The sequence below is a fragment of the Paracoccus sigandri genome, from assembly GCF_003709565.1.
GTDB classification, from domain to species: Bacteria; Pseudomonadota; Alphaproteobacteria; order Rhodobacterales; family Rhodobacteraceae; genus Paracoccus; species Paracoccus siganidrum.
On record NZ_QNRC01000029.1, the window covers coordinates 40,085 to 53,130 of the forward strand.

The 13,046-nt window shown below is 69.3% G+C and carries 10 protein-coding genes and 1 tRNA gene; 6 read left to right on the forward strand and 5 right to left on the reverse strand.

The features are described 5' to 3' along the window. Positions 1–27: 27 nt before the first annotated feature. A complete protein-coding gene (locus tag C9E82_RS19425) occupies positions 28–615 on the reverse strand; it encodes an FMN-dependent NADH-azoreductase (RefSeq protein ID WP_119900463.1) in 588 nt (195 codons plus the stop codon). Between the two features lie 110 nt (positions 616–725). Here C9E82_RS19425 and C9E82_RS19430 point away from each other — a divergent pair, with 110 nt between their 5' ends. After that, positions 726–1,580 carry a LysR family transcriptional regulator gene (locus C9E82_RS19430; RefSeq protein WP_119900462.1) on the forward strand — a complete coding sequence of 285 codons (855 nt, stop codon included), beginning with the start codon at positions 726–728 and terminating at the stop codon, positions 1,578–1,580. Between the two features lie 99 nt (positions 1,581–1,679). Here C9E82_RS19430 and C9E82_RS19435 read toward each other — a convergent pair. Beyond that, positions 1,680–1,769 (reverse strand) — tRNA-Ser (locus C9E82_RS19435). A 98-nt stretch (positions 1,770–1,867) separates the two neighbouring features. On the opposite strand from C9E82_RS19435, the gene C9E82_RS19440 reads away from it, so the two are divergent. The 4 genes from C9E82_RS19440 (at position 1,868) to C9E82_RS19455 (ending at position 7,354) form a co-directional block, all read left to right on the forward strand. Further along, complete coding sequence (locus C9E82_RS19440; protein ID WP_119900461.1) at positions 1,868–2,731, forward strand: DUF2059 domain-containing protein; 864 nt, start codon at positions 1,868–1,870, stop codon at positions 2,729–2,731. Beyond that, positions 2,728–3,807 (forward strand): NUDIX domain-containing protein, encoded by a 1,080-nt coding sequence (locus C9E82_RS19445; protein ID WP_119900460.1) that lies wholly within the window; start codon positions 2,728–2,730, stop codon positions 3,805–3,807. Before C9E82_RS19440 ends, C9E82_RS19445 begins: the two co-directional genes overlap by 4 nt. A gap of 82 nt (positions 3,808–3,889) precedes the next feature. Continuing rightward, complete coding sequence (locus C9E82_RS19450) at positions 3,890–4,921, forward strand: cysteine synthase A (RefSeq protein ID WP_119900459.1); 1,032 nt, start codon at positions 3,890–3,892, stop codon at positions 4,919–4,921. A gap of 6 nt (positions 4,922–4,927) precedes the next feature. Further along, a complete protein-coding gene (locus C9E82_RS19455; RefSeq protein WP_119900458.1) occupies positions 4,928–7,354 on the forward strand; it encodes a DUF3772 domain-containing protein in 2,427 nt (808 codons plus the stop codon). Between the two features lie 13 nt (positions 7,355–7,367). On the opposite strand, the gene C9E82_RS19460 is transcribed toward C9E82_RS19455, so the two are convergent. The 3 genes from C9E82_RS19460 to C9E82_RS19470 all read right to left on the reverse strand — a co-directional run bounded on the left by C9E82_RS19460 (position 7,368) and on the right by C9E82_RS19470 (position 11,846). Beyond that, positions 7,368–8,462, reverse strand: a complete 1,095-nt coding sequence (locus C9E82_RS19460) for an AI-2E family transporter (protein ID WP_240643664.1) — start codon at positions 8,460–8,462, stop codon at positions 7,368–7,370. Between the two features lie 64 nt (positions 8,463–8,526). Further along, a complete protein-coding gene (gyrA, locus tag C9E82_RS19465) occupies positions 8,527–11,295 on the reverse strand; it encodes a DNA gyrase subunit A (protein WP_420849859.1) in 2,769 nt (922 codons plus the stop codon). Between the two features lie 83 nt (positions 11,296–11,378). Beyond that, complete coding sequence (locus C9E82_RS19470; RefSeq protein ID WP_119900456.1) at positions 11,379–11,846, reverse strand: disulfide bond formation protein B; 468 nt, start codon at positions 11,844–11,846, stop codon at positions 11,379–11,381. Between the two features lie 262 nt (positions 11,847–12,108). Between C9E82_RS19470 and ypfJ the strand changes: the two genes are divergently transcribed. After that, a complete protein-coding gene (gene ypfJ, locus C9E82_RS19475) occupies positions 12,109–12,954 on the forward strand; it encodes a KPN_02809 family neutral zinc metallopeptidase (RefSeq protein WP_119900455.1) in 846 nt (281 codons plus the stop codon). Positions 12,955–13,046 lie beyond the last annotated feature (92 nt).

Consider the following 13,046-nt stretch of genomic DNA (forward strand, 5'->3'; position numbering starts at 1 on the left):
AAGGCCGTTCCTTTTGTCGGTCCGCGTTCAGGCGGCGATCTGTTCCAGCGCCTCTTGCGCGCGGGCCAGGCCGGCATCGCGGTCGAAGGCCAGCCGGTCGGCGGGCACGAAGGTCACGTCGGTGATGCCCAGGAAACCCAGCATGTGGCGCAGATAGCCCGAGGCATGGTCCAGGTCCGACCCGAAGGGCGTGCCCGCCGCCGCATAGGCGATGATCGCGCGCTTGCCCTTCAGCAGCCCCTCGGGGCCGGCCTCGGTATAGCGGAAGCTGACGCCCGCGCGGGAAATCTGGTCCAGCCAGTTCTTCAGCTGCGCGGTCAGGGTGAAATTGTAGACCGGCAGGCCGATCACCAGCACGTCGGCATCCTGCACCTCTTTCAGATAGGCGTCCGAGACGTCGATCAGCGCCTGCTGCGCCTCGGTGGGGCTTTCAGGCGCCACGCGGACGGCCTGGAACCAGGCGGTGTCGATGGCGGGCACGCCCTTGTTCAGGTCGCGATAGGTCGTGGTCGCATCGGGATTGGCGGCTTTCAGCCGCGCGACGATATCTGCCGTCAGCTTGCGCGAGACCGAGGCGTCGCCGGTGATGGCGCTGTCGATATGCAGGATGTTCATTGGCGTCTTTCCGCGTGGTGTGTTTGGGAATATCTTTCGGCGACAGATCTAGGGCCTTGCATGGCCGAACGGAATGGCGATAAATGCGCAATCACTGTGCAAGGATGCACATGCCACTGGAAAGCTGGGACGACATACGCACCGCGCTGGCGGTGGCGCGCAGCGGCACGGTCAGCGGCGCGGCCGAGGCGCTTGGCGTGCATCATGCGACGGTGATCCGGCGCATCGACGCGCTCGAGGCGCAATTGCGGGCGCGGCTGTTCCAGCGCCATCCGCGCGGCTATGCGCTGACCGAGGCGGGGCAGGCGCTGCTGAAGGCGGCCGAGCAGGCGGACGAGCGTTTCGCCCAGATGGCGGCGCAGATCGCCGGGGTTGGCGACCGGATCGAGGGCGAGCTGATCGTGACCTCGCTGCCGGAACTGGCCGGGCGGGTGATGCCGCGCCTGATCGGGCTGATGCGGCGCCATCCGGGGCTGCGGCTGCGCTATCTGACCGATCCGCGGCTGTTCCGGCTGGACGCGGGCGAGGCGCATCTGGCCATCCGCGCCGGCGCGCAGCCGACCGAGCCCGATTACGTCGTCCTGCCGATGGAGCGGAACGAATATCACCTCTATGCCGCGCCCGGCTATCTGGAGGCGCATGGCCCTGTCGAGGACCTTTCGGGCCACCGCTTCGTGCTGCCCGGCGCCGAGGGGCGCGGGGCGCCGCACATGCGCTGGCTGCGCGACCGGATCACGCCCGAAAACGTCCTGCTGGTCAGCAATGATTCCGACGCGCGCGAGGCGGTGATCCGCGCCGGCCTGGCGCTTGGCTGGCTGCCCGCCGACCGCGCCGAGGGGCTGGTCAAGGCGCTGGCGCTGCCGGAATGGGAATCGCGGCTGTGGCTGGTCACCCATGTCGACCTGCACCGCACGCCCAAGGTCCAGGCCGCGCTGGCGGCACTGCGCAACGAGGCGCGGGACTAGATGCTTCGGCGTTTCGGGGCAGGGCGCTGGACCCGGCGGCAATCGGCATGCCGGCCGCAGGACCGTCCGCAAGATTCATCGTTCAAGATCAGCGAGGAATGGCGGAGAGGGTGGGATTCGAACCCACGGAACCCGTGAAGGCTCAACGGTTTTCGAGACCGCCCCGTTCGACCACTCCGGCACCTCTCCGCGCTTTCTGGGTGGTGAGGCGGGGATTTAGAGGGGTGAGGGTTGAAGTGCAAGGGGGTTTCGCAGAAAAATCGGGGCGGATTGCGAAAGGGGCGCCGATGCTTCGACTGATCTGCCTTCTGGGCGCTCTGGCCATGCTTCTGCCGCCTGCGGGCGTGGCGCAGCAGGCGCAGGAACCCGCGCCGCTGGCCGAGGCCGGGCCGCTGGAAGACCGGCTCTGGGACAGCCTGCGGATGCCGGAACTGATGGAAATCATGCGCGAGGAGGTCCTGGCCGAGGCCGCCGGGCTGGACCTGGGACCGGCGGGGCCGGGGGGCGACGGCTGGCTGGCCAGCGTCGAGGCGATCCATGCGCCCGAGCGGATGGCCTCGATCTTCCGCGAGGCGCTGGAGCGGGCGATTCGCGATGTGGAGCCGGCGCTGCTGGGGGAAAGCGTGGCATTCTACGAAACCGGGCTGGGGCGGCGGCTGGTCGGGCTGGAAAGCTCGGCCCGGCGGGCGATGCTGGACGAGGGGGCCGAGGAGGATGCGCGCAACGCCGTCATAACCGCCACGCGCCAGCAGGCGCCGCGCGCCGCGCAGATCGACCGGCTGGTCGAGGCCGCCGACCTGATCGAGATGAACGTCGCCGGCGCGATGAATGCCGCGGTGGCCTTCGCGCGCGGCTTCGACGCGGGCGGCGGCTATCCGGTCACGGTGCCCGAGGCGCAGATCCTGGCCGATGCCTGGGCGCAGGAGCCCGAGATCCGCGCCGAGACCGAGGGCTGGATGCGCGCCTATCTGATGCTGGCGCTGTCGCCGCTGAGCGACGCGGAGATCGAGGAGTACATCGCCTTCGCCGTCTCGGATGCGGGGCAGGCGCTGTCGGTGGCGATGTTCGCGGGGTTCGACCAGCTTTTCGCGCAGACCTCGCGCGAGATGGGAATGGCGGCGGCACGGCAGCTTCAGGGGCGCGATCTGTGAGGAAACTTCTTCTGGTCGGCCCGCTGGCCCATCCGGCCTTGCGGGCGGTGCTGGCCGTGGACGGGCGCGAGACGGTGCTGGCGGGGCGGCTGACGGGCGGCGCGCGCGCCGGGATCGATGCCGGCGGCTGGCCGGTCCTGACCGAGGCGGAGGGGACCTTGCCGGCGATCGAGGCGCGGATCACGCCGGCGCTTGCCCGCTACGGCGAGGTGATGGACCTGCGGGTGCTGCCGCGCCCCGAGGGGCAGGTGCCGGGCGCCACGCCGGGGCAGGGCGATGCGCCCGACTGGGACGCGGCAGATTGGCTGCCGGACCTGGCGGCCGAGATCGCGCGGCTGATCCTGGAGGCGCCGATGGACCGGCCTGCCGGGCTGATTGCGCGGCGGCTGCCGATGATCGGGGTCTGGGCCGAAAGCCGGATGCGGGCGCGGGGATCGGTGCCCTCGGGCGGCGATCTGGTTCCGCTGCGGGGCAGGGACGACATCCGCCTGCATGGGCGGCGCGAACCCTTCGCGGGCTATTTCGCGGTCGAGGAATGGCGGTTGTCCCATCGCACCCATGCCGGCGGCTTCACGCCCGAGGTCCGGCGCGAGGGCTTCGTCATGGGCGATGCGGTGGTCGTGCTGCCCTGGGATCCCGTCCGCGACCGGGTGCTGCTGGTCGAGCAGTTCCGCATGGGTCCGGCCATGCGCCACGATCCGCAGCCCTGGCTGCTGGAGGCGGTCGCGGGCCGCGTCGATGCGGGCGAGACGGTCGAGGAGGCCGCCCGCCGCGAGGCGCCGGAGGAGGCCGACCTGCGTGTCCGGCGGCTTTTCCCCGCGCTGCACCACTATCCCAGCCCCGGCGCCGTGACCGAATTCCTCTACATGTTCGTGGGAATCGCCGACCTGCCCGACGACAGCGCCGGCGTGCATGGGCTGGACGGCGAGACCGAGGACATTCGCGGCCATCTGCTGGATCGCGCCGAGCTGACCCGGATGGTGCTGGCGGGGCAGATCAGCAACGGGCCGCTGGTGATGCTGGCGCTGTGGCTGGATCGCGAGGCGGAAAGGCTGCGGGCGGAAGCCGGGGGCTGAGGGTGGCCGGGCTTGCCCCTGCCGCTCGGGCATGTGTAGGTAAGGCCGTTAAAGGAACATCCCGAAGGGAAGGTCGGCCGCCATGCGTATCTGCTCTGATCTTGCTGCCGCTATCGGCAACACGCCGTTGATCCGGCTCAAACGCGCCAGCGAGGAGACGGGCTGCGAGATCCTCGGCAAGGCCGAGTTCATGAATCCCGGCCAGTCGGTCAAGGACCGCGCCGCGCTCTATATCATTCGCGACGCGGTGGCGCGGGGCGAATTGCGCCCCGGCGGCACCATCGTCGAGGGCACGGCGGGCAATACCGGCATCGGGCTGGCGCTGGTCGGGGCCTCGATGGGGTTCCGCAGCGTGATCGTGATCCCCGAGACGCAGAGCCAGGAAAAGAAGGACATGCTGCGCCTGGCCGGCGCCACGCTGGTCGAGGTGCCGGCGGCGCCCTACAAGAACCCCAACAACTATGTGCGCTATTCCGGCCGGCTGGCCGAGGCGCTGGCCAGGACCGAACCGAACGGCGCGATCTGGGCCAACCAGTTCGACAACGTGGCAAACCGCCAGGCCCATTTCGAGACCACCGGCCCCGAGATCTGGGAACAGACCGACGGCAAGGTGGACGGCTTCACCTGCGCCGTGGGCTCGGGCGGCACGCTGGCCGGGGTGGCCGAGGCGCTGCAGCCCAAGGGCGTGAAGATCGCCCTGGCCGATCCCGAGGGCGCGGCGCTGCACGCCTATTACACCACCGGCCAGTTCGACGCGCCCGGCAGCTCGATCACCGAGGGCATCGGCCAAGGACGGATCACCGCCAACCTGGAAGGCTTCACGCCCGATTTCAGCTGGCGCGTCCCCGATGCCGAGGCGCTGCCGATCCTGTTCGACCTGCTGAAGGAAGAGGGGCTGTGCCTTGGCGGGTCCTCGGGAATCAACGTGGCGGGCGCGATCCGCATGGCGCGCGAGATGGGGCCGGGTCACAGGATCGTGACGGTGCTGTGCGACTACGGCACGCGTTACCAGACCAAACTCTTCAACCCGGACTTCCTGCGCGCCAAGTCGCTGCCGGTGCCCGACTGGCTGACCCGCGCCGCGCCCGAGGTCCCCGAAGTCTTCGAGGGCTGATCCTTCATGGCACGCGCGTTCCTGGCCGTCATCCTGATGGTGCTGACCCTTCTGGCGGCCCCGCTTGCCGCCCAGGAGATCAGCGCCCCCGACTATGACGTGTGGGAGCGCGTGGCCAGCCGGGCCGAGGCGCTGATCGACAATCGCGACGCCAGCGACGAGGACCTGAACCGCACGCGGGCCGAGATCGCCGACTGGCGGCGCCAGTTCCAGGATGCGCAGGGCATCAACGCCAACCGCATCAAGGCGGTGCAGGACCAGATCGCGGCGCTTGGCGATCCGCCCGGCGAGGGCCAGTCCGAGGACCCCGAGATCGCCACCCGCCGCGCCGACCTGAACGAGCAGCTGTCGACGCTGCAGGCGCCGCGGCTGGCCGCCATCGAGGCCCACAGCCGGGCCGATTCCATCACCAACCAGATCGCCGGCATCATCGCCGACCGGCAGGCCACGACGCTGGCGCGCCAGTCGCCCTCGCCGCTGCTGCCCGGCAACTGGGTCGAGGCCGGCGCCCAGGGCGCCGCGCTGAGCGAGGCCATCTCGACCGAGTTCAGCCAGCGTTTCGCCGAGCGCGGCACATGGGAACAGCTGCAGCCGCGCCTGCCGCATGTGCTGGCCTATCTGGTCGCGGCGCTGGTGATGCTGACGGCGGGGCGGGCCTGGGTGCGCTCGCTGCCCTCGCGCATGTCGGCGCGGGCCTCGGACCATTCGCGGGCGGTGGTCGCCTTCGTGGTGTCGCTGGGGCAGATCGCGATCCCGGTGATCGGCGTCTATCTGGCGGTCAGCGCGCTGAAGGCCACGCATCTTTTCGGCGAATGGACCACGCCCTTCCTGGACGCCCTGCCGCGCGCCGGGCTGATCCTGTTCGGCGGGATCTGGCTGGCGCGGGTGATGTTCCCGCGCCGGGCCATCGCCTATCAGACCCTGACCATGCCGGAAGACGCCCGCAACACGGCCCGGCGCATGGTCGACCTGCTGGCGGTGGCCTTCGCGCTGCGCCACATCCTGTCCTATGCGATGATGCCGCTGACCGGCGTCTACTGGCGGGCCGGCGATCCCGATACGCGCGTGCCGATGGAATTCGGCGAGGGCGCCATCTCGGTCTGGCATTTCGTGCTGATCGCCGTGGCGGGCTTCGCGCTGTTCCGCCTGGGCAATGTCCTGCGCCGGATGCGCCAATGGGCCGAGCCTGACGATCCGTCCTTCCGCTATCGCGTGCTGTCGGTGCTGGGCTATGTCACCCGGCCCATCGTGGTGCTGGCGCTGCTCTTGTCGCTGCTGGGCTTCATCAACCTGGCCAATCTGCTGGTCTGGCCCTGGTCGCTGTCGCTGATGCTGGCCCTGCTGCTGGTCGCGCTTCAGGACTTCATCGCCGACGTCTTCAACATGGTGAAGCGCGGCGAGGAGGGCGCGCGCGAGGGGCTGGCGCCGCTGCTGATCGGCTTCGGGCTGATCCTGATGTCGGTACCGGTCTTCATGGTCATCTGGGGCGCCCGCCAGGCCGACCTGATCGACCGCTGGAGCAGCTTCCAGCAGGGCGTCAGCCTTGGCGGGGTGCGGCTGTCGCCGGGATCGGTGCTGACCTTCCTGATCATCTTCGCCATCGGCTATGTCGTGACCCGCGCCGTGCAGGGCGCGTTCCGCGGCTCGATCCTGCCCAAGACCCGGCTGGATCCGGGCGGGCAGAACGCCGTCGTCGCCGGGCTGGGCTATGTGGGGATCGTCATCGCGGCGCTGCTGGCCATCACCTCGGCCGGGATCGACCTGTCCTCGATCGCCTTCGTCGCCGGTGCGCTGTCGGTCGGTATCGGTTTCGGCCTGCAAAACATCGTGTCGAACTTCGTCTCGGGCATCATCCTGCTGATCGAGCGGCCGATCAGCGTCGGCGACTGGATCAGCACCGGCAATGGCGACCTGGGCGTGGTCAAGCGCATCTCGGTCCGCTCGACCCAGGTCGAGACCTTCGACCGCACCGAGGTGATCGTCCCGAACAGCGACCTGATCAGCCAGCCGGTGACGAACTGGACGCGGCACAACAAGATGGGGCGGATCATCCTGCCGGTGGGCGTCGCGCCGACCAGCGACACCCGCAAGGTCGCCAGCATCCTGATGGAGATCATCGAGGACCAGCCCATCGTCACCATCGACCCCGCGCCCTCGGTCCTGTTCCGGGGCATCACGGTCGATGCGATGAATTTCGAGATCCGCGCGGTGCTGTCCGACGTGGCCGAGGGGATGGGCGTGACCTCGGAAGTCTATCACCGCATCGTCGAGCGCTTTGCCGAGGAAGGCATCGGCCTGCCCTTCACCGCCCGCGACGTCTGGCCCAGGCCGCCCGGGGCCGAGGATGCGCCCGAGGGCGAGGATACCGCCGCCGCGGCGACGCAGGCGATGATCGTGGCCCCCGACGAGGGCGAGGAAGAGGCGGGCAGGTAGGCGCGGCGGGGGCTCAGGCGGCGCGGGGGCGGTCGCCCTTCTTCTCGTCGCCGCTGCCGTCATCGGGCAGCCCCTCGCGCGACAGCATCACCGCGACCGGGCGCAGCCAGGGGATATGGGCGCAGACGATCATCATCGCGACCATGATCGGCACCGCCAGGAACATGCCCGCGATGCCCCAGACCGCGCCCCAGAAGGCCAGGCTGAGGATGATGCCGAAGCTGGACATGCGCAGGGTCTGGCCCAGCAGCATCGGGTCGATGATATTGCCGATGATGAACTGCGTCGCGGTGCAGGCCGCGGCGACGATCAGCGTCAGCGTCGTGTCGCCGCTGAGCACGAAGGCCAAAAGCGCCGCCACCACCGTCGCCACGATCGAGCCGACCGACGGGATGAAGTTCAGCACGAAGGTCAGCAGCGCGACCGGCCCGGCCAGCTCCAGCCCGGCCAGCTTGAAGATCGCCCAGATGAACAGCGCCGTGACCGCGCTGACCCCGGCCTTCACCACCAGATAGCGGTTCACCCGGTGCATGATCGAGCCGATGATCTCCTGCACCTGGCGGGCATCCTCGCTGTCCTTGGCCAGCCGCTCGATCTTGGTGGAAAACCAGACCCGCTCGGCGAACATGAAGCCGACGAACAGGATGACCAGGACGCTGCCCGACAGGATCCCCGAGGCCTGCCCGGCCAGCGACCGGATCCAGCCGGGGATGTTGAAGCCGCTGATGAAGGTCATGACGCGCTCCTGCGCCTCGGGACCCAGCCATTCGGTCAGCACCGGCAGCGATTCCTGCGCGCGTTCGGCATAGGCGATGGCGGTCAGGACCACCTCGTTCACCTGCGCGACGATGGTGGTCGAGATCCACAGCAGCCCCAGCGCGATGCCGATCAGCGCCAGCGTCGTGGCCAGCCAGTGCGGCACCTTCAGCCGGGTCGAGATCGCCCAGATCGCGTCCGAGGTCAGCGAGAACAGGATGATCGCGATGGCCAGCGAAATCAGGATGAAGCGTGCCTGGACCAGCATGAACAGGATCAGCGCGAAGGCGATGATGCCCAGAAAACCCGTCTGGAGCCGTTCTCGCAGAACCTTGTCTTGCGGCTGATCCAAGCTGCCCGTCTCCGTTTCTGGGGGTGGGCCGGGGGGCGGGCGCCCCGCCACCGGCCCGCCGGTCTCATTCCTCGCCGTCGCGCTCCTCGGCCATCTCGCCCTGCTCGGCGATACGCGCGACCGAGACGACGATCTCGCCGTTGCTGGTGTTGAAGACCCGCACCCCGCCCGCGCTGCGCGAGCGGAAGCTGATGCCGTCCACCGGCACCCGGATCGACTGGCCGGTCGAGGTGGCCAGCATGATCTGGTCGTCCATGTCCACCGGGAAGCTGGCGACCAGCGGCCCGCCGCGCATCGCCTTGTCCATCGCCATCACGCCCTGGCCGCCGCGCCCCCGCACCGGATAGTCGTGGCTGGAGCTGATCTTGCCCGCCCCCTTGGCGGTGATGGTCAGGATCAGGTCCTCGGCCGCCGACATCTCGGCATAGCGGGCCGGGGTGACGCTGCCCTCGGCCACGGCCTCCTCGTCCTCGTCGGGCTCGGCCCCGTCGTCCAGGGCGCCGGCCACGGCGCGCCGCATCTTCAGATAGGCGGCGCGCTCGGCCGGATCGGCCTCGAAATGGCGGATCACGGCCATGCTGACCACGCGGTCGCCCGTCGCCAGGCGGATGCCGCGCACGCCGGTCGAATCGCGGCCCTTGAAGACCCGCACCGCCGTCGTCGGGAAGCGGATCGCGCGGCCCTGGGCGGTCAGCAGCATCACGTCGTCATCGGTCGTCGCCATGCGCACGCCGATCAGGCTGACGCCCTCGGGCAGCTTCATGGCGATCTTGCCGTTGCGCATGATGTTGGTGAAGTCCGACAGCGCGTTGCGGCGCACGTCGCCCTGGTCGGTGGCGAAGACGACCTGGTAATTGGCCCATTCCGCCTCGGGCGCGTCCATCGGCAGCAGCGCGGCGATCGACACGCCCGGCTCGATCGGCAGGATGTTGACGATGGCCTTGCCCTTGGCGGTGCGCCCGCCAAGCGGCAGCCGCCAGGTCTTCAGCCGGTAGACCATGCCGTCGGTGGTGAAGAACAGCAGCTCGGTATGGGTATTGGCGACGAAAAGCGTGGTGACGACGTCGTCTTCCTTGGTGGCCATGCCCGACAGGCCCTTGCCGCCGCGCCGCTGGCTGCGGAACTCGGCCAGGGCGGTGCGCTTGATATAGCCGCCCGAGGTGATGGTCACGACCATGTCCTCGCGCTCGATCAGGTCCTCGTCCTCCATGTCGCCGGACCAGTCGGTGATCTCGGTGCGGCGCGGCACGGCGAACAGCTCCTTCACCTCGCGGAGCTCGGCGCTGATGATGCCCAGGATCCGCTCGTGCGAGGCGAGGATCGCCAGATAGTCGCGGATCGCATCGGCCAGCTGCTGCAGCTCGTCGGTGACTTCCAGCACGCCAAGCTGGGTCAGCCGCTGCAGGCGCAGCTCCAGGATGGCGCGGGCCTGGGTTTCCGACAGGTTGTAGGTGCCGTCCTCGTTGACCGGATGGCGGGGATCGTCGATCAGCCGCAGATATTCCAGGATCTCGTGGGCGGGCCAGCGCCGCTCCATCAGCCGCTGGCGCGCCTCGGCGGCGTCCGCGCTGCTGCGGATCGTGGCGACGACCTCGTCGACATTGCTGACCGCCACGGCCAGGCCGCACAGCACATGGCTGCGCTCGCGCGCCCGGCGCAGCTCATAGGCGGTGCGGCGGGCGACGACCTCTTCGCGGAAGGTCAGGAAATGGGTCAGGAAATCCCGCAGCGTCAGCTGTTCCGGCCGGCCGCCGTTCAGCGCCAGCATGTTGCAGCCGAAGCTGGTCTGCATGGCGGTGAAGCGGAACAGCTGGTTCAGCACCACGTCGGGCGTGGCGTCGCGCTTCAGCTCGATGACGACGCGGATGCCGTGGCGGTCGGATTCGTCCTGGACCGAGGCGATGCCCTCGACCCGCTTCTCCTTGGCCAGCTCGGCGATCCGCTCGATCAGCGTGGCCTTGTTCACCTGATAGGGGATCTCGTCGATGACGATGGCGAAGCGGTCCTTGCGCGGCTCCTCGATATGGGTCCTGGCGCGGATGATGACGCTGCCGCGCCCCTCCAGATAGGCCTTCCTCGCGCCCGAGCGGCCCAGGATCATCGCGCCGGTGGGGAAGTCGGGGCCGGGGATGATCTCCAGCAGCCGCTCGGTCGGCAGGTCCGGGTTCTCGATCAGCGCCAGCGTGGCGTCGACGACCTCGCCCAGGTTGTGCGGCGGGATGTTGGTCGCCATGCCGACGGCGATGCCGCCCGCGCCGTTGACCAGCATGTTGGGGAAACGCGCGGGCAGGACCGTGGGCTCGCGGTCCTTGCCGTCATAGTTGTCCTGGAAATCGACCGTGTCCTTGTCGATATCCATCATCAGATAGGCGGCGGGCTTGTCCATCCGCACCTCGGTATAGCGCATCGCCGCCGGGGGATCGCCATCCATGCTGCCGAAATTGCCCTGGCCGTCCAGCAGCGGCAGCGACATGGAAAAATCCTGCGCCATCCGCACCAGGGCGTCATAGATCGCGCTGTCGCCATGCGGGTGGTATTTCCCCATCACGTCGCCCACCGGCCGGGCCGATTTGCGATAGGGCTTGTCATGGGTGTTGCCGGTCTCGTTCATCGCATAGAGGATGCGGCGATGCACCGGCTTCAGCCCGTCGCGCAGGTCCGGGATCGCGCGGCTGACGATGACCGACATCGCGTAATCCAGATAGGACGTGCGCATCTCGCTGGAGATGTCGATGACCGGCCCGTCATGGGCCATCACCGATCGCGGCGCGGCGCCGTTTTCGTCGCCCGTTTCAGGGGTTTCCGGAAAATCGTCTTCGGGGGTGTCAGCCACGGGAATTCCTCAACATCTTGTTGGGTTTCGGTATAGCCGACACGCCCGCTGGGGGCAATCGCGGGGGCGCCTTCCAGGGCCCCTCAGGCGCCGCGTTTCGCGGCGATCCCCCACAGCCCGGCCAGCCCGGCCGAGAAGATCGCGTTCCAGCCCGCCATGCTGATGCCGAACAGGCTCCAGGCGACCTCGTCGCAGCGCACGACGGGGGCCGATTGCAGCCGCGACATCAGTTCCGCCGTGGACATCGTGGCCAGGTCGCCGACCCCGCCCGCGCAATGCGCGGGTCCGGCCCAGACCTGCAGCTCGACCCCGGTGTGATAGATCGCCAGCCCCGCCGCCACGCCCGCCGCGGCCATGCCCAGCAGCGCGAAGGCCCGCACCCGCCCGGTCAGCCAGGCCAGCCCGGCGATGACGACCGCCGCCAGATGCGGCCAGCGCTGCAGGATGCACAGCTCGCAGGGGGCGTATCCCGCCGCCTGGAACCCCAGCGCGGCGATCAGCAGCGCGGCCGAGCCCGCGCCGGCCAGAAGTGAAAGCTGTTTTCCGTCCATGCCGGTCCTGTCATGCTGGCCCGTCCCCATGGCCGGGGAGGGGACAAGGCCCTTTCGCGCCAGGCATTTCCCGACGCCCCGTTGTGACCCGACGTTCTGGATGCGGCGACGCGCGGCGCGCGTCAAGCGCCCTTGCGCTTCCGTCGCGGCGCTGTGATCATCCGCGAGCAAGGGGGGCCTGTTTTCCGATCCGCGCGGCGCGGGAACCGGCGGCCCCCGGCGGGGTTCCTCCTCAGCGAGGGCGTGGTGAAGGGGTGCGGCGATGAAATGGCGGGGCCGGCGCGGCAGCAGCAATATCGAGGATCGGCGCGGCATGGGCGCCGCCGGGGCAGGGGGCGTCGGCGTGGTCGGCATGCTGATGGTGCTGGCGGTCGGCTATTTCTTCGGGGTCGACATCACCCCGATCATGCGCGAACTGGACCAGGGCCAGCCCGGCCAAGGCGCGCCGCTGACCCAGGCGGACCAGGAATACGGCGAATTCGTCTCGGTCGTGCTGGCCGATACCGAGGAGGTCTGGGCGCCGGTGCTGCGCGACCAGGCGGGGATCGACTATGCGGATCCGACGCTGGTGCTGTTCCGCGGCGCGGTTCAGTCGGCCTGCGGCGGGGCGTCCTCGGCGATGGGGCCGTTCTACTGCCCCGGCGACCGCCGCGTCTATCTGGACACGGATTTCTTCGACATGATGGCGGAGCGCATGGGCGCGGGCGGCGATTTCGCGGCCGCCTATGTGATCGCGCATGAGGTCGGCCACCATGTCCAGAACCTGACCGGGACGCTGGGACGGGTGAACAGCCTGCGCGGCCGCATCAGCGAACGCGATTCGAACGCGCTGTCGGTGCTGACCGAGCTTCAGGCCGATTGCTATGCCGGGATCTGGGCGCGTCATGCGCAGGACCGTTTCGGAACCCTGGAAGCAGGCGACCTGGAAGAGGCGATGCGCGCCGCCGCCGCCGTCGGCGACGATGCGCTGCAGGCCAGCGCCGGGCGGACGCCGATGCCCGACAGCTTCACCCATGGCAGCGCGGCGCAGCGGCAGGAATGGCTGATGCGCGGCTTCCGCTCGGGGCGGATGGAGCAATGCGACACTTTCGCCGCGGCCGGGCTCTAGCCCCGCCCGGCAGAACGGACAGGAGGATGCGATGACGATGATCGGACTGATCGCGGCCGGGGCGATGATGGGACTGGCGCTGCTGGCGGCCG

Excerpts from the sequence above, each read along its gene's own strand:
- C9E82_RS19455 (WP_119900458.1), top strand. The coding sequence starts at position 4,928 with ATGGCACGCGCGTTCCTGGCCGTCATCCTGATGGTGCTGACCCTTCTG.
- C9E82_RS19425 (WP_119900463.1), bottom strand. The coding sequence starts at position 615 with ATGAACATCCTGCATATCGACAGCGCCATCACCGGCGACGCCTCGGTC.
- C9E82_RS19430 (WP_119900462.1), top strand. The coding sequence starts at position 726 with ATGCCACTGGAAAGCTGGGACGACATACGCACCGCGCTGGCGGTGGCG.
- C9E82_RS19470 (WP_119900456.1), bottom strand. The coding sequence starts at position 11,846 with ATGGACGGAAAACAGCTTTCACTTCTGGCCGGCGCGGGCTCGGCCGCG.
- C9E82_RS19440 (WP_119900461.1), top strand. The coding sequence starts at position 1,868 with ATGCTTCGACTGATCTGCCTTCTGGGCGCTCTGGCCATGCTTCTGCCG.
- C9E82_RS19450 (WP_119900459.1), top strand. The coding sequence starts at position 3,890 with ATGCGTATCTGCTCTGATCTTGCTGCCGCTATCGGCAACACGCCGTTG.
- ypfJ (WP_119900455.1), top strand. The coding sequence starts at position 12,109 with ATGAAATGGCGGGGCCGGCGCGGCAGCAGCAATATCGAGGATCGGCGC.